Annotated in this window: 17 protein-coding genes and 1 other RNA gene; 11 read left to right on the top strand and 7 right to left on the bottom strand. The window is 39.1% G+C overall.

Annotation, left to right across the window (positions count from 1 at the left end; genetic code table 11):
• Window positions 1-9: 9 nt before the first annotated feature.
• The 6 genes from PR800_RS09610 to PR800_RS09585 are packed head-to-tail and all read left to right on the top strand — an operon-like array spanning window position 10 to window position 5,862.
• Window positions 10-2,076 (top strand): phage tail-collar fiber domain-containing protein, encoded by a 2,067-nt coding sequence (locus tag PR800_RS09610; RefSeq protein WP_272530654.1) that lies wholly within the window; start codon window positions 10-12, stop codon window positions 2,074-2,076.
• The gene (locus PR800_RS09605; RefSeq protein ID WP_272530652.1) at window positions 2,073-2,726 is read left to right on the top strand and encodes a tail fiber assembly protein; all 654 of its coding nucleotides are present in this window, start codon (window positions 2,073-2,075) and stop codon (window positions 2,724-2,726) included. Before PR800_RS09610 ends, PR800_RS09605 begins: the two co-directional genes overlap by 4 nt.
• The gene (locus PR800_RS09600; RefSeq protein WP_272530651.1) at window positions 2,708-3,484 is read left to right on the top strand and encodes a hypothetical protein; all 777 of its coding nucleotides are present in this window, start codon (window positions 2,708-2,710) and stop codon (window positions 3,482-3,484) included. The genes PR800_RS09605 and PR800_RS09600 overlap by 19 nt, the downstream gene beginning before the upstream one ends.
• Window positions 3,429-3,995, top strand: a complete 567-nt coding sequence (locus PR800_RS09595) for a baseplate complex protein (RefSeq protein ID WP_272530649.1) — start codon at window positions 3,429-3,431, stop codon at window positions 3,993-3,995. Before PR800_RS09600 ends, PR800_RS09595 begins: the two co-directional genes overlap by 56 nt.
• Complete coding sequence (locus tag PR800_RS09590; protein ID WP_272530647.1) at window positions 3,992-5,644, top strand: hypothetical protein; 1,653 nt, start codon at window positions 3,992-3,994, stop codon at window positions 5,642-5,644. The genes PR800_RS09595 and PR800_RS09590 overlap by 4 nt, the downstream gene beginning before the upstream one ends.
• Window positions 5,645-5,694: 50 nt before the next feature.
• A complete protein-coding gene (locus PR800_RS09585) occupies window positions 5,695-5,862 on the top strand; it encodes a hypothetical protein (RefSeq protein ID WP_272530645.1) in 168 nt (55 codons plus the stop codon).
• Window positions 5,863-6,440: 578 nt separating this feature from the next.
• Here the strand turns inward: PR800_RS09585 and PR800_RS09580 are convergent.
• From PR800_RS09580 to smpB, 3 genes are all read right to left on the bottom strand, one after another.
• A complete protein-coding gene (locus tag PR800_RS09580) occupies window positions 6,441-6,953 on the bottom strand; it encodes a hypothetical protein (protein ID WP_272530644.1) in 513 nt (170 codons plus the stop codon).
• 112 nt (window positions 6,954-7,065) lie between these two features.
• Window positions 7,066-7,429: a transfer-messenger RNA gene (ssrA, locus tag PR800_RS09575) on the bottom strand.
• A 48-nt stretch (window positions 7,430-7,477) separates the two neighbouring features.
• Window positions 7,478-7,960, bottom strand: a complete 483-nt coding sequence (gene smpB / locus PR800_RS09570) for an SsrA-binding protein SmpB (RefSeq protein ID WP_004265004.1) — start codon at window positions 7,958-7,960, stop codon at window positions 7,478-7,480.
• Between the two features lie 153 nt (window positions 7,961-8,113).
• Between smpB and PR800_RS09565 the strand changes: the two genes are divergently transcribed.
• Window positions 8,114-8,548 (top strand): type II toxin-antitoxin system RatA family toxin, encoded by a 435-nt coding sequence (locus PR800_RS09565; RefSeq protein WP_195697465.1) that lies wholly within the window; start codon window positions 8,114-8,116, stop codon window positions 8,546-8,548.
• The gene (locus tag PR800_RS09560) at window positions 8,541-8,837 is read left to right on the top strand and encodes an RnfH family protein (protein WP_102137793.1); all 297 of its coding nucleotides are present in this window, start codon (window positions 8,541-8,543) and stop codon (window positions 8,835-8,837) included. The genes PR800_RS09565 and PR800_RS09560 overlap by 8 nt, the downstream gene beginning before the upstream one ends.
• A 173-nt stretch (window positions 8,838-9,010) precedes the next feature.
• On the opposite strand, the gene bamE is transcribed toward PR800_RS09560, so the two are convergent.
• The 3 genes from bamE to nadK all read right to left on the bottom strand — a co-directional run bounded on the left by bamE (window position 9,011) and on the right by nadK (window position 12,163).
• Window positions 9,011-9,403 carry an outer membrane protein assembly factor BamE gene (bamE, locus tag PR800_RS09555; protein WP_166267590.1) on the bottom strand — a complete coding sequence of 131 codons (393 nt, stop codon included), beginning with the start codon at window positions 9,401-9,403 and terminating at the stop codon, window positions 9,011-9,013.
• A gap of 112 nt (window positions 9,404-9,515) precedes the next feature.
• Complete coding sequence (recN, locus tag PR800_RS09550; protein WP_195697464.1) at window positions 9,516-11,177, bottom strand: DNA repair protein RecN; 1,662 nt, start codon at window positions 11,175-11,177, stop codon at window positions 9,516-9,518.
• A gap of 86 nt (window positions 11,178-11,263) precedes the next feature.
• On the bottom strand, window positions 11,264-12,163 hold the full coding sequence (nadK, locus tag PR800_RS09545; protein WP_272530643.1) for an NAD(+) kinase: 900 nt from the start codon (window positions 12,161-12,163) through the stop codon (window positions 11,264-11,266).
• 101 nt (window positions 12,164-12,264) lie between these two features.
• Between nadK and grpE the strand changes: the two genes are divergently transcribed.
• Window positions 12,265-12,858 (top strand): nucleotide exchange factor GrpE, encoded by a 594-nt coding sequence (grpE, locus tag PR800_RS09540; protein WP_166267586.1) that lies wholly within the window; start codon window positions 12,265-12,267, stop codon window positions 12,856-12,858.
• A 54-nt stretch (window positions 12,859-12,912) separates the two neighbouring features.
• Here the strand turns inward: grpE and ung are convergent, their stop codons facing one another.
• Complete coding sequence (gene ung / locus PR800_RS09535) at window positions 12,913-13,593, bottom strand: uracil-DNA glycosylase (RefSeq protein WP_102137496.1); 681 nt, start codon at window positions 13,591-13,593, stop codon at window positions 12,913-12,915.
• A gap of 378 nt (window positions 13,594-13,971) precedes the next feature.
• Between ung and grcA the strand changes: the two genes are divergently transcribed.
• Together grcA and PR800_RS09525 are read left to right on the top strand one after the other, a co-directional pair.
• Entirely contained in the window at window positions 13,972-14,355 is a 384-nt protein-coding gene (grcA, locus tag PR800_RS09530; RefSeq protein ID WP_004912835.1) for an autonomous glycyl radical cofactor GrcA, read from the top strand.
• Window positions 14,356-14,513: 158 nt separating this feature from the next.
• The gene (locus PR800_RS09525) at window positions 14,514-15,959 is read left to right on the top strand and encodes an ankyrin repeat domain-containing protein (protein ID WP_272530641.1); all 1,446 of its coding nucleotides are present in this window, start codon (window positions 14,514-14,516) and stop codon (window positions 15,957-15,959) included.
• Window positions 15,960-15,978: the final 19 nt, after the last annotated feature.

The raw sequence follows: 15,978 nt of genomic DNA, 5'->3' as shown, positions 1-15,978 counted from the left end.
ACTACATTCATGGCATCAGTTATTACAGTTGCTTTCGAAAATTGGAAAGCCCAAGAAGCGGCTAGCGGCAAGGCCGTGTTGTTAGATGAATTCGTGTTCGCTAATGTGCCGAATTTAGACCCAACCAAACCGATTGACCGCAACGAAAAGTTACCCCCTGCAAATCAAATTGTTCACCGTCAAGCGGTCAACAAGGCTGGTTTAGCCAGTGAAAATGCCGTCGCCTACAGCGTCACGATGGGTGCGGATGTCGGTAACTTTGATTTCAACTGGATAGGCTTATTAAATAAAGCATCCGGCACGGTTGCCATGATTACCCATGCACCACCCCAAAAGAAGATAAAAAATCAAAACGGGCAGCAAGGGAACGTATTAACCCGTTCTTTTATACTGGAATTCCAAGGCGCAGCCGAAGAAACTCAAATCAAAACCAGTGCGGAAACGTGGCAAATTGATTTTACTGCGCGTTTGTCTGGCATTGATGAAATGCAGCGCCTGATTAATGTTGATAGCTACGGCGCGGCTGCATTCTTTAATGAAAGTTTTGAAGTCACGCGCAGTGGTGAACAATATACCGTTAAAAAAGGCTTGGGCTATGTTGGCGGTTTGCGTGGTGAGCTGACACAAAACCAGATTTTAAATGGTCTGCGCAATACCAAGGTTTACGCTGATTTTTCTTATCAGGGAAACATTGTTAGCCAGTGGAATACCGTTGTTAAAATCACATCATCAGCAGCATTAAATAATTATGTTGATGCGGCTGGATTTAATCACCAAGTATTTGCCATTGCCAGCATTGACGCATCAGGGAATGTAAAAGATTTACGCCCAATGGGTGGGTTAAGTAGCCAAGAAATTGCAGCGTTAGAAACTCGTTTTAAGCTTGATTTAAGTAAAAAAATTGATAAGGCCAATATTACACATGTTAAAGGCAATAGCACTGAATTAGTTGTAAGTCAGCAATTACTAACAACTGAGGTTGGTAAATTACAACCATCTGGCAATTACTTAAATGTCGGTGATGGCGGCTGGATGAAAGATATCGGGGTTAGTTTAAATAACACAGCTAAATTATCAAATTATCGAATTAACTCAATAGGCTATGCTTACGCATCCATTTCAACTGACACATTCAAAAATACGAATAATATTATTTTTAATTTATTTGGGTATTTAAATAATAAATACGGTGCTCAGATAGCCGTTATTCCCAATACTTCGGGTGATATCGGGTTTCGTGTTATCTCCAATGATGTTGTTGGTGATTGGATGGAACTGGCCAAAAAAAGCTACGTTGATAATGCATTGAGTAATTTGGTTACAAGCACTACTTTTAAAGCAGAACTTGATAAAAAACTCAACACGAATGATATAACTCAAACATCGGGAACATCAACAACGCAAGTTCCTAGTCAAAATGCAGTTAGTATCTGGATGAATGACAGGTATACAAAATCCCAAGTTGATTCATTGCTCAATAATAAAATGAATACTGGTGCAGGCGGTTGGATGGCTAACCGTGGAGTTGCTTTAACATCCAGCAGTAAACTAGCAGATTACCGTTTAAACTCAATTGGCTATGCATGGAATACCGTATCGAGTGACTTATTTCTCGGTGCTAATAATTTGTTCTTAAATTTATTTGGTTATACAGATTCAACTTATGGTGCTCAATTAGCGGTTATTCCGTCAGTGGGAAATGAGCGCATTGGTTTTAGAGTAATACAAAGTAACAACGTAGGGGGATGGATTGAGTTTGCAACAAAAAACTACGTCGACAACATCACATTAGGTAAAGGTCAGAAATACCATTCTGAAAAAACCGAAAAAGTGGCAGGTACAAATTATACAAATACCACAGCAGCAGCGATTTATGTCTGCGCATCAATCTTTCAACGGGATACTGGCGGTCAAGCCAATATTTCAGCGTATGTCGATAGCGCTTTAATTCAAACACAAAGTTGTTATGCAAGAGACACTTGGGCGACAGTAAGCTTTATTGTTCCCCCGGGTAGCTCATATCGAATTGAAAAAGGGGCTAATATTAATATAGAAGCATGGAGCGAATTACGATGATTTATTTTAAAACCAAAAATAGTGATGTTTATGCTTATCAAAAAGCTGATATCACTCAAGCTGAGCGTATCACGGAATTAGAATTATTATTGCGCGAAAAAGAGCCTGCTTATATTGATGCCAGTAATAATCTAGCTCAAGCTGAGATTGAACTAGAAGCCGCCAAAGCAATGCTAAATGAGGTAGCTGTTGTTGACGAAAATGAAAACAACGACAGTGCTAAAAAAAGCAGCGAATTAAAATTATTAGTTGACAATAAAACGCGTCAACATGAAATTGCATTAGCACTATTTGATAAAGAAAAGCTTACCTATCAGCCGATAAAAGATGAATATGACGAAATATTACCTGTATTTTTTAGTATTCGCGAAAAATTGAAAGTCATGAAAAAAATGACGATAAAAGAGATTGACGCACATCTTAACCCGCCAATTTCAAAAGAACAGTTAATTGCAGAATCTGAAATGCAAAAACAACTATGTGCCGATGATGCAGAAAAAAATATCACTATGTTAGAACGCAAGGTAAAACTGAACATGGCGACAGACGATGATAAAAACAGCTTAACTGCATGGGAAGTATACAGCATTAAAGTATCTGATATTGATACCTCAAACGCACCGGATATCGAATGGCCAGTGAAACCATAATCCACCCAACGTGGCGTAAATCATTGATGAAAATGTCCCCGACTATGTCGGGGTTAACCTGTTCGATGGTGCCAGCACATCCGTTTGTTTACGGACTTGGGCAAAAAACCGATACAGGCTGCTATTTAAGCCCGACCAATGCGATTCGCCATATTGCAAAAAAACTGGCAGGTGCGGGTGAAACTGACATTGTTGTCATGATGGTCTGCGCTAAATCGCAGGTCGAATTTATGTCATTGTTACAATTGTTTTCGTCTGTATTTCCATTGCCTGTTTTCTCACAAGTGGAACGCATGGCAAAAACAGCGGCTAATCTGCAAGTCACCAAAATGCAATTGCCGGGCAAACAGTTTGGCGGCTTACCCAAACCGCAGGCACTATCAACATCAACAAGTCGGGCAGCAATTAATGCCCAATTGATAGAACAAGCCAAAAACAGCGCAGGCAGTGCAAGCGGTATCGATGCCATGAAATCCGCTATGTCTGGTTTTAAATCAGCAAGAGAAAATGCGCTTAAAGACATTGGTAATAAACTCACGGATTTATTAGGAAAATCCGTGATTATTTGGAGTTTTACGGGCAAAGGCACAGGTGATTATTTAGCGGAACGGCTACAAAAAGGTATCCCTGAGCCAGATGCCATTTTTACACTAGCTACACTGTTCGCAGGAAGCGAACTTGCACCACTAAAGGGAATGCTTCATGATCCAACAAAACCAATCAACAGCACAGAACCCGACAATCACGCTCGCCCTTGATGGTGAAGCTATTCCGCTGAAAAACATCAAAGTTAATTCGTCCATTCAATTTCAAGATAAAGACCAATCCGGTCAAACGTCCAGCACATCCGTAGCGGAGCAAGGCATTAAGCCGCAAGAGTTGCGCATCACGGGCGTGATTAATTTTACTGATGAAAAAATCCTCACGCGCCTATTTACATTAGCGAGAGCCACCGAAAACGGAAAGCTAAAACGTTATCGGGTGGCAAACCACACCGCAAAAGCGATTAATTTTCGCATTGGTACCTTTACTAATAATATTGATGCAAGCGAAATCGACGGGCAGATGGCGTGGCAAGTCACGTTCACATTAAGAGAGCATTTATCCGTCTCTGAGAAAAAGGACATGAGAGCCGCAGCCCAAGTCAAAGCGAAAAAGCAGACGGGCAACCCGAAAGCACCGACAGCAGGCTCACAAGAAGAAAAAGACGAATTAAGCTGGCTTGAGAGAGAAGTATTGAAGCCTATTAATGATTGGGGGAACCCATGAAACCCATTAGCCGCTGTTATTTATCCAATGATGAAGTCCATATTGTGAACGCTAAAATCATGCTCGAACTATCAGCGTGTGGTCGTGGGTTTCTGACGGTTGAGACAGAAAATGATTACACAGGTAAATTAGTTCGCTTTGATACGGGTTACACAGATTCACTGTATCGATATTTCACTGGGTACGTTGAACGCTCACAACCTGCCGATAATGGATTTCAAAAATTGTTTGTTCGTGAACTGGTTGGCCTGTTTGATAAAATGTGGCCATGTTCATTTCAGCACCCAACATTAAAAGCCATCACCGACTATTTACAGGAAAATAGCGGACTAACCTTTATTTTGCCCGATGCAAAATACATCAATACGCCTATTCCTCATTTCACCCACAACGGTACCGGATATCAGCTATTAAGTAATTTAGGCGCAGTTTTCAGTATCACTGATTATGTATGGTACCAAATGCCAGATGGTAAAGTTTTTGTCGGCAGTTGGGTTGATTCGATGTTTAAATCCGATAACTACGAAATACCTGCAGAGTTTTCAAAAAATCAATCTGCAGGTAACAGCGCCACTTATCCGTTAATCCCTGCTTTACGTGCTGGAACCGTGGTGAATAATCAGCGGGTTAATAAAATTCAGCTTGAAAATGAAGATATTACGCTGTATTGGACTGCAGCAAATCCACTGACAGGGAAAAGCGAAAATAAGAGCCCAATTCAAAAACAAATTGATAAAGCTTACCCCGAATTATCAGCAGGTTTACATTTACCAAAATTCGCGCGAATTGAATCACCGAGCGAATCGGTTAGTGCCGGTGATATATCGGACCCATACAGACCAAAGTATGCTGTTGACGTCAAATTGCTAGATAGCGATGGTAACGAATCGGCAGCACCAACGTATAAAGCGGTACCATTGCCGCTACCGATGGCGGGTGATGAAAGCGGTATTTTTCAGTTTCCACCCGATGGAACACTGGTTGAGATTGCTTTTGAAGGCGGCAGGCCAGATAAACCGTTTATCCGGCAAACGCTCAGCCAAAATAATACCCTACCGGACATACAACCAGGGGAGCAACTGCAGCAACAACGCAAAGAAGTTTTTCAGCGTGTAACCCAAGATGGCAGTTGGAACCGTGAAACTGACCAAAGCATTAATGAAGCGTCAATGTTACGCACGATTAAAGCGGACAAAGAACAGCGCGAACTGGTCGCAAGGGAAACCACAGTACAGGCCAGCGACACATTAACCGTTCTAGGTACACGAAAATTACTAGCAGGCGCAATACAGCAATTGTCTGAGGGTGACTACTCAATCGCCACATCATCAAACTATGTCGCCAGTATTGAAAAAGACATGACCGTTGAGGTTGGGCAAAAGCTCATTGAGAAAGTTGGGCAGATAAAACAAAGTATCGCAGGCGCACAGCAACAAATTATTGCCCCTGTTGTTTGGATAGGTAGCCAGCAAATTAACGTCGCACAGCTAATGATAGACACACTTGATGTAGTGAAAGAATTAGCAGAATTGACAGCAGCACACACTCACAGCAATACAGGCGCACCATTAAACGCGCAAGCGATTAAAGGCACTGGCACAAAGTCAGACACCTTGAATGAAAAGTATTCACCTGTAATTGGTAAGTAAAACTAGAATTAGATAGAATCACTGCAACAAAGGATTATTGAGAGGTTCTTATGAGTAATGCAACAATGCTGCAAGTATTACGGCAACAAGCGTTACAGCGTGCCATTGGTGAAATGAATGCAGCCCTTGAAACAATGCTCAAAGATGAAAGCGGCGAGTATCCAGCACTGGCTGGTGTAGTACAGGAATGCATAGAAAAGCTTAAAGATAATATGTGAATTATAAATACAAGTATCGTCCATCATTGCCCACATCGAGTGGGCTTTTTTATACCTGCAATATAACAGCCTACACGCCACACAGGGCGCATTAATTATAATCTAACTGAACCTAATCATTAAATTGGATCGCGTTCCCTGCATAGCGCAGGCGAAGTACAGACCCCACGAAAGAAAAGATTTCACCACGTAAAACGCACTACACCGCACCCGCCTGCACAATTTGGATCTAAAAATTATTTCAGTTTTAAAATTCTACAAAACATATCGCCAAGCCGCGCCAATACTAGGGAGTTGCAGAAAATCTCAAACTGAAATGTGTGAAAAGAATTTCAATAGATTTCAGTTTTTAGATCACGAAATGGATCGCGTCAAAAACACAACCCGATGAAAAATAAAAGAAATTTCTATTTTGCGTGGGTTTCATTGGATCGCGATATTAAGCGCACAATTTTAGAAAGCCAGCAACCATGCGGCTTGAGAGGAATTGAAAAACTGAAATGAACTGGAAAATTATTTGGGGAAATTAGCGTGACATACTTTAGAAAAAATAAATCACGCTGTGACATGTCACGAAATTATTGTAAGCGGCCTTGAGTTACTTTTGCATTAGCAACTGATTCACTATCAATATTAATAATGCAGTGATAGGTCATAGGAACCTTTGCATTAAATCCATTTGTGAATTTAAGTTCATCACCAACAAGAGTCATTTGATTATTCTTTTCATCGAGCAAGTACCGTGAAAACATAGGTGTCATTATTCCATCAGTCCACTCGTAATCGTACTTTGACAGTTTTTGAATATTGGTTTTACAACTTACAATTAAATCCGCATTTTTCATCATAGAGTTTGCAATGCACTCTCCATCATTCTTAGCACATGCAACAGGGTTTGTATTCGTTGTTTTATTCTCAGAATCACTACTAGCGAAGTAATAAACAATACCTGCAAAAATGACTAGGGCAACAAGACAGCCACCTGCTTTTTGTTTTGCTGTTACTCCGGGTTCTTTCACTCCACAATGAGGACATTGTTTTGCTTTGTCTGATACTTCCTTTTTGCATTCTTTGCATTTTACTAAAGCCATATCACCCTCGTTAATAAATATTGAGTGTCCATCTTCATTTAGAGTGATGGACGTAAAGTGGACATTAGATAAAACAAAGGGGCTGCGTTTTCACGCAACCCCTTGATTTAATTGGTGGAGCTGGCGGGAGTTGAACCCGCGTCCGAAATTTCTACATCCTCGGTACTACATGCTTAGTCTAGTCTTTAAATTCATTTGCCAGCTGCGGACAGACACGCCACCAACAAACTATCCTGATTAAATTTAACGCTTCAACCCCAGGCAAGGCATCCACGCGATCTCTTTTGGGTTTGACCTCTCTTGATCCCCGTCCTAAGAGCGGAGGCTAGGGAGAGAGGGCTCTAAGCAGGTTATTAAGCTGCTAAAGCGTAGTTTTCGTCGTTTGCGACTATTTTTTTGCGGCTTTTTACGAGGCCAACCGCCCCTCGGCATGCACCTTGGGTTTCGCAAATCCCGTCGAATCCAGAATCAGCCCCAAGTTGTTGAGCGCAGTATAACAGAAAAATACTCTATAAAGCTAGCGGTTAGCGATTAGAATGTTTCATTATACGTGCTTTATCGAGTTGCCATTCACGTTCTTTAATGTCAGAACGTTTATCGTGAGATTTTTTACCTCTGGCAACACCAATTTTAACTTTACACCATGCATTTTTCCAGTAGAGGGAAAGTGCAATAACGGTATAACCTTCACGATTAACTTTACCGTAGAGTGTATCTAATTCACGTTGATTTAAAAGTAACTTACGGCTACGAGTTGGGTCGCATACAACATGCGATGATGCAACTGTCAGTGGAGTGAAGTTTGCACCGAATAAATAAGCTTCACCGTCCCTTAAAAGAACGTAGCTATCTCCAATGTTGGCTTTGCCTGCTCGGAGTGATTTAACTTCCCAACCTTGTAGGGATAGACCCGCCTCGAACTCCTCTTCGATAGAATATTCGTGGCGAGCACGCTTGTTCATAGCAATTGTTGCTGAACCGGGTTTATATGGTTTTTTCTTTGTCATAGTGCAATCATTATACTGTAAGCTGAGTTGAAAGAAATCTTTCTAAGCTGATATTTTTTTGATTGTGCAAATCTTGCCCTATGTGGGTTTTGTTTTTTGTTTAACCAATCAAAGGTGGTATTATACGTTCAGTTTTTGGGGATAGGAATTGATATGCCACAGATTAGCCGCTCTGCGTTAGTTCCGTTTAGCGCAGAACAAATGTATAAACTCGTTAATGACGTTATTTCATATCCAAGCTTCTTGCCAGGGTGTGTCGGTAGCCAAATTATTAGTCATAGTTCTGAAGAGATGACCGCCTCTGTTGAGGTGTCAAAAGCAGGCATTAGCAAAACTTTTATCACAAAAAATGTGCTAGAAGATAACAAGTGCATTCATATGCAACTTGTGGAAGGGCCATTTAGTAAATTAGCGGGTGGTTGGAGATTTATTCCTTTAAGTGCGGATGCTTGTAAAATCGAATTTCACCTTGATTTTGAATTTACAAATAAATTGATAGAGCTTGCATTTGGCAAAGTTTTCAAAGAATTAGCAAATAATATGGTCCAAGCTTTCACTTTAAGAGCAAAGGATGTTTACAGTGTCTGAGCTGAACATTGAAGTGACATATGCGCTTCCTGAAAAGCAATTTTTGTTATCAGTTAAAGTTAAAGAAGGTAGCACAATAGAAGAAGCAATACTTGCTTCTGGCATCCTAGCCCTTAGGGATGATATTGACCTTAAAAAAAATAAGATTGGTATTTATAGCCGACCCGCTAAATTGACTGATTTAGTGCAAGATGGGGATCGTGTTGAGATTTATCGACCTTTGATTGCTGATCCAAAAGAATTAAGGCGTAAACGAGCCGAAAAATCTAAAGAAGCTAAAAATAAGTAACTTTATTCTATTGTAGCTAACCGAGCAAAAGCTCGGTTTTTTATTGAAATTTATTTAGTTAAAATGAGATTAAATAAATCTATAATAAAGGCACTCATAATAACAACCCGCCTGAATAATTTTTCAAAAGACAGGCTGTTATTATCATACTAGGTGGCCCTAGTGTCTTATGGTTAGTCAGCGGCTTTAGTTTCTGATACTTTTGTTTCAGCGGCTTCCATTGATTCCTGCGCGGCAAGATTTTTCTCGTTTTTGATGTCAGTCAGAATGCCATTACGATCAAAGATCAGAGTTAAAGTTTCTTGCTGAACTGGGTCATGACCAAGTTCTTGGCGGAAAACATAATACCAAGTCTGAGTACCAAACGGGTCAGATAACATTGGCGTGCCCAAAGTATAAGCGACTTGTTGCTGTGTCATTCCTTTTTGGATCTTAGCAACATCTTTCGCTGTGAGGTAATTACCTTGGTTAATGTCCGGGTGATAGACAAGACGTTCCATCATTGAACAGCCCGTAGACATTAATGCGAGTGATAGTGCTGCAGCAGTTAACAATTTATAACGCATGGATATCTCATTCCTTTTGGAGTCAGAACATCAATGATAATCGACATTGATACAATTTAAAACCTTCCTTATCGACTCTAAGACCACATAAGCATAAAAAAGTTGTCAAAAATTATGCTGCAAGTAACTCTTTCGCGTTGGCAAGCGTATTTTTTGTTACCTCAGAACCAGCAAGAAGACGCGCAAGTTCTTGTAATCTGGCTTTTTTATCCAGTAATTGCATGTGAGTTTCTGTTTCTACACCGTTTGTCTCTTTACTCACATAAAAGTGATGATGACCGCACCCAGCTACTTGTGGTAAATGTGTCACGCACATCACTTGCGTTGACTCACCTAGTTCACGTAGTAACTTCCCTACAATTGCTGCGGTTGGTCCACTAATACCGACATCGACCTCATCAAATATTAATGCAGGGGTATCCATTTTTTTAGCAGTAATGACTTGGATAGCTAATGCTATACGTGATAATTCACCACCCGATGCAACTTTAGCAAGCGCTTGGTGTGGTTGTCCTGGGTTAGTCGTCACATTGAATTCTACTTTACAGGCACCATCGATTTGTAGTTGTTCAGGTATAAATTTTACATCAATAGTAAATAGGCCATGAGGCATTGAAAGTTGATGCATACTATTGGTAATTAATGTACTTAACTCTTGTGCATAATGTAAACGTACATGGTGTAAGCGTTTTGCACATTCGAGAGCTGTATGATGATTCGCTTGTACTTGTGCATTTAAGACTTCTGCGTCTTCATTCTGATTGGCTATCTGTTCTTGTTCGCTTAGTAATTGCTGAAATAATTCAGGTAAGGCTTCTGGTGTGACATGGTGTTTACGCGCTAAGTTGATTTGTTTGGAGATGCGTTTTTCCAGTTCAAACAAGCGATTAGGGTCAAGCTCATATTGGTCACAATAGTGTTTGATTTCATCGCTGACTTCGCTGACTTGTATTGATGCTTCTTCAAGCATATCAAGTAACTCTGAGAATTTAGGATTGAGAGCAACCAAGTCAGTCAATTCATTTTTTGCCATATTTAATAAGCTAATAACATTCGAATCATCATTTTCGGATAGTATTTGTGTTGTTGTTTGCCCAATAGCTAAAAACTGCCCATGATTAGCGAGTTGCTTATATTCTTGGTCTATTTCTTCAAACTCTCCTTGAACAGGGAGGAATTCGTTTAGTTCTTTCAGATGATATTCCAGCAGTTGCTGCCGAGATTCACGCTCTTGCACCTGCTTTTGAAAGACGGCTAATTGTTGGCAGGAATCATGCCATGTTTGCCATGCTTTTTTCATTTGAACCAGTAGTTCTTGCTGGTTGGAATAGGCATCAAGCAAGGATTTTTGATGAGAGCTATCTAGCAAGAGCTGGTGTGCGTGTTGACCATGGATTTGAATCAGCAATGTGCCTAGTTCTCTAAGTTGTGATAAAGGAACTGAAACGCCATTAATAAAGCCACGGGAGCGACCATCTGGAGAGATAGTACGACGTAATAAGCACTCATTTTGGTTATCAAGTTGGTGTTCTGTAAGCCAATTGGCAGCTAATTGTGCATCTACTAAGGAAAAGCGAGCGCAAAGGTCAGCACGTTGTGCACCAGGGCGTACCATATTGGCTTCACCTCGATTCCCTAGACACAGGCCAAGTGCATCAATAGCAATAGACTTACCCGCACCTGTTTCACCGGTTATGGCGGTCATACCATTACGGAAATCAATTTCTAATTCACGTACGATTGCAAAATTATTAATTGTTAGTTGGGTAAGCATCTGCGCTCTCCTGTGAAAATACACACCTGTGTTTTAATACAGTGTATGACTGTTTTTTTATACAGTAAAGAGGCAGAATGAAAAAATTAGAAAGTTTTTTTAGCCCAGCCTAATTTTGAACTTAACGTATTGAAATAATTATAATCTTGTGGGTGAACTAAATTAAGATTTTTATTACTACGTTTAACAATGACTTCCTCGCCATCCTGAATAGGAAGCATGATTTGGCTATCACAGCTGACTTCATAATCAATATTTGTTCGTAAAAATTTCAGCCGAATACTGCTGTCACTGCTAATGACCAGTGGTCTTGAGGATAAGGTATGTGGAAACATGGGCACCAATACAATCGCGTCCAAGTTTGGGGTTAAAATAGGGCCACCTGCGGAAAGAGAATAAGCTGTAGAGCCTGTTGGTGTGGCGATAATCAAGCCATCAGAACGTTGAGAAAAGGCAAATTTTTCATCAATGTAGACCTCGAATTCGATCATATGCGCAACTTTGCCAGGGTGGAGAACAATCTCATTAATTGCGGTGCTTTTACGTGCTTTTTGGTTAGCTTTAATAACTTGTGCTTCGAGCAAAAAACGTCTTTCTTCACGATATTTACCGTCAAGAACACTCGAAAGTTGTTGTAATGCGTTATCAGGGTCTAAATCAGTAAGGAAACCGAGATTACCACGATTTACACCAATAACTTTATTATTATATCGAGATAAAATACGAGCAGCACCAAGCATGTTGCCATCACCGCCAACGACGACAACTAAATCAGCCTGTTGGCCTATTTCAGTTAATGTCCCAGTGTTGGCATTAGTTAATTTTAAATCTTTAGCAATTTGTTTATCGATAATGGCATGATAATTTTTTGAAATTAACCAATGGTATATTAATTCATGAGTTGCCAATGCCTCAGGGTGCCTAGGGTGCCCGACAATGCCTATCGTTTTAAAATGTGTTGGTGGTGTATTATTGTCCTTTCGCATACTTTTTTGGCCTCTGATTGTATGACTTCCCTTGAATCCCTGTATTAGATCCCCATAATACTCTCATATATGGGATTAATGCTAAATACGCGGAGATATTCATGAGTAGTAAAGACCAAAACATGCATGATGAGCAAGCTTCTGAGCAAAATGAATCACAAAAAGTTCAAGTAGAGCAAGAAGTAGACGTTCAACAAGCTGATGAATTACAAGCAGACGAACAAGCGTTAGCCGCGCGTATTGCTGAGCTTGAGCAACAATTAGAGGCTTCACAAAAAACTGAACGTGAAGCAATGTTGCGTGCACACGCCGAAATTGAAAATATTCGTCGCAGGACTGAGCAAGATATCGAGAAAGCACATAAATTTGCATTGGAAAAATTCTCAAATGAATTATTACCAGTGATTGATAACTTAGAACGCGCAATAGATGCTGCAGACCATGAAAGTGAAGAGTCTAAAGCGATGTTAGAAGGGCTAAATTTAACACTGAAAACCTTCTTAGATGCCGTGGCTAAGTTCGGTATTGAGCCTGTAAGTGAAGTGAATGTGCCATTCAATCCTGAAGTTCATCAAGCGATAACGATGATTGAGTCACCAGATCACCAAGCTAATCATGTGATTAATGTGATGCAAAAAGGGTACACGCTAAATAACCGTTTACTCAGACCTGCAATGGTTATTGTGTCTAAGTAATTGATAAAATGGGATGCATAAGTATCCCATTTTTTCTATGTCTACAATCTGAAATTATTCATTAATCACTGGCGCCCAATCAATGGGGGTTTTGCCCTGCTGAGCTAAAATTTCATTTGTTTGTGAAAAATGTCCACATCCTAGAAAACCACGGTGAGCAGAAAGCGGAGAAGGGTGAGGTGCTTTCAGAACATGATGGCGTTTGGTATCAATAATTTTACCTTTTTTCTGGGCATGCGAGCCCCAGAGTAAAAAAATCACACCCTCAGTATTTTCATTAATTGCTTCAATGACTTTATCTGTAAATGTTTCCCAACCTAAATGCGCATGGGAATGGGCATTGCCTTGTTCTACGGTGAGGACGGTATTAAGGAGTAAAACGCCTTGTTGAGCCCAACTGAGCAAGTAACCATGAGCCGGCCTTTGAAATCCATCAATATCCTTTTCGAGCTCTTTATACATATTCACTAATGATGGGGGTGGCTTAATTCCAGGAAGTACGGAAAAAGAGAGACCATGGGCTTGCCCTGGTCCATGATATGGGTCTTGTCCTAGGATAACCACTTTAATATCGGAAAGCTCGGTATACTTAAATGCATTAAAAACGTCGTCTTGAGCAGGGTAGATAACCTTACCATTTTTACGTTGCTCTGCGACATACGCCAATGTTTCTTTGAAATAAGATTTTGATTTTTCAGGGCCAATAACATCGTGCCACGTAATGGAGTTTGACATGAAATATTCCATAACAATGAATTTATGAAGGAACAATTATATGAACCAGTTGATAGCTATAAGCTTACTGGTTCATGAGGGAGAGATAAAGCCCTGATATTGACGATTAATTTAAAAAAAATTGAAATTTTATAAAAATAGTTAAAAAAACAAATTATGAATTTTGATTTAAATCATAAAGTTGAGCTGAGTAAATTAGTTGCTAAGTGGAATAATTGATAAATATCAAAGAAAAAAGGGGTTCTAGCTGGTATAAAATACCTATATACATTGGTTAGACCAAATATCCAATTGCAAGTTTTCATAAGATTAATGGTTAATGTAGCTTCGATTTATTAAGCAAATCGAATGCAATCTAGCTCGAACGTGGAGGTCGACATGATTACAGGTATTCAAATTACAAAAACTGATAATGCAGCATTGTTGAATTCGTTCTGGTTACTCGATGACGAAAAAAATGAAGCTCGTTGTGTTTGTGCGAAAGCCGATTATAACGAAGGGCAAATCGTTGCTAAAGACGAATTAGGTGCTTTTGAGTATCGTGAAGTTCCTTTAGAAATGAAACCAACTGTACGCGTTGAAGGTGGTCAGCACTTAAATGTTAACGTATTGAGCCGTGAAACATTAGAAGATGCAGTCAAAAATCCAGAAAAATATCCACAATTAACAATTCGTGTTTCTGGTTATGCTGTGCGTTTTAATTCATTAACACCAGAACAACAGCGTGATGTTATTACTCGTACTTTCACTGAAAGCTTGTAATAAATATTAAATATAATTACATCTAGTAATGTATATTAAATTCTAAAGCCATTGTTATCAATGGCTTTTTATTTGTTACTAATAAAGTTGATTATTTCCCTCCTTGGTTATTTGTATTTCAATATTCTTCCAACAAATACACTTGTTAGGGAGAATTCATGTTATTATCTACACAACAAACACTATCAAAAAAAGATGAATATGTTTTTGTTAGAGAAAATTTAAATATTTATTTACGGCAAGAACACCAAGAGATTAAACCTTGCATAACAGAACAATGGCCTAAAAATATATTAAGAGAGGATTTTTTAGGAGGGTATGCTCAACAAAACGATTATATTTTAGCTTTACTATCGCAGGGGGCCTATCATAAAGATTGGCGGAATATACAGGGAGTTGAAAGATTAAATAATAAAGAGATTTATGAACTTGGAATTAACGCTGAATTATTAAATGACGATCAAACAGGATTTCAAGCTAATATCTGTCGATTTAATGATTTATATATTCTTTGTTTTGCTGGTACTAATGATATTATCGATTTTTACAGTAATATTCGTCAAGGTCTTGGTTTTTATGAGTTTCAATATTATCAAGCTGTTAACTTGATGAATATTTTATTCAATGCAGTAAATGGAAATACGATTTGCACGGGGCATTCATTAGGAGGAGGACTAGCTTCAATTGCGGCGTTAGCGAGTCAATCCCCCTGTATTGCATTCAGTCCTGCAGGGTTGGCAAAAAACACTATTAATAATATTGGGATTGATTATCACATTGCTGAAAAAATGGCACAAGAAGGGTTGATACGCTATTACACGGTGCAATATGACTGGCTCGATAGATTACAAAACTCTTTACCGATCCCTTCTGCGTTGGGAAATTGTATTAAAATGGCTTATAGCGAACATAGTTCTTGGAAAGATTGGTTACCGACCCGTTTATTGACAAGAAGTTTTATTGCTCATTCAATGCTTAAAATTATTAGGGTTATGTGCAAGTATAAACCATGGAATAATTGGAATGCAATTACAGGTGAATATAATAAGGTAAAAGAAATACCATTAGAAACGTTTCCAATTAAAGAAGAAAAACAGGAAATGAGTTGGCAAGAGTGTTGTGAAAGTGCAATAAGAAAAGGGAATATAACTGAGTTTTCAGCACTTTTATCATTAGGCCATAAACCTTGTGACATTAATTTTCTGGCTCAACACTCAGTTAGAACGGCTAATGGGCAATTTATGAAAATTTTAATTGAATCCCGATATGGTCAAACAATTAAAATGTTTCAATCAAGAGAACAAAAAAGTATTCTACATTTAGCGGCGCAAAATGGCTGTTTTGTACAATCACAACTTTTATTAAAAAATGGGTTCGCAGTTAATATTAGAGATAATTTTGGGAATACTCCTTTACACGATGCCTTAAATAGCCATGCTCTCGATGTTGCTGCATTATTATTAGAGAATGGGGCTGATTGGCGAATCAAAAATAATAAAGGGTTAGACTGTAAGGATATACTTGGTAACCACATTATTAAATATGATTTATTAACGCCTGAAGGTAAACAAATGCGAGATAAAGCTTTTCAAATGATGAGCTAAATAAAAAACGGGCCTAAAC

Origin of the sequence: Providencia sp. PROV205 (assembly GCF_028479505.1) — a bacterium.
Classification (GTDB): domain Bacteria; phylum Pseudomonadota; class Gammaproteobacteria; order Enterobacterales; family Enterobacteriaceae; genus Providencia; species Providencia huaxiensis.
Note: the sequence above shows the minus strand (reverse complement) of the source record. Positions and strands in the feature narration are given on the sequence as shown.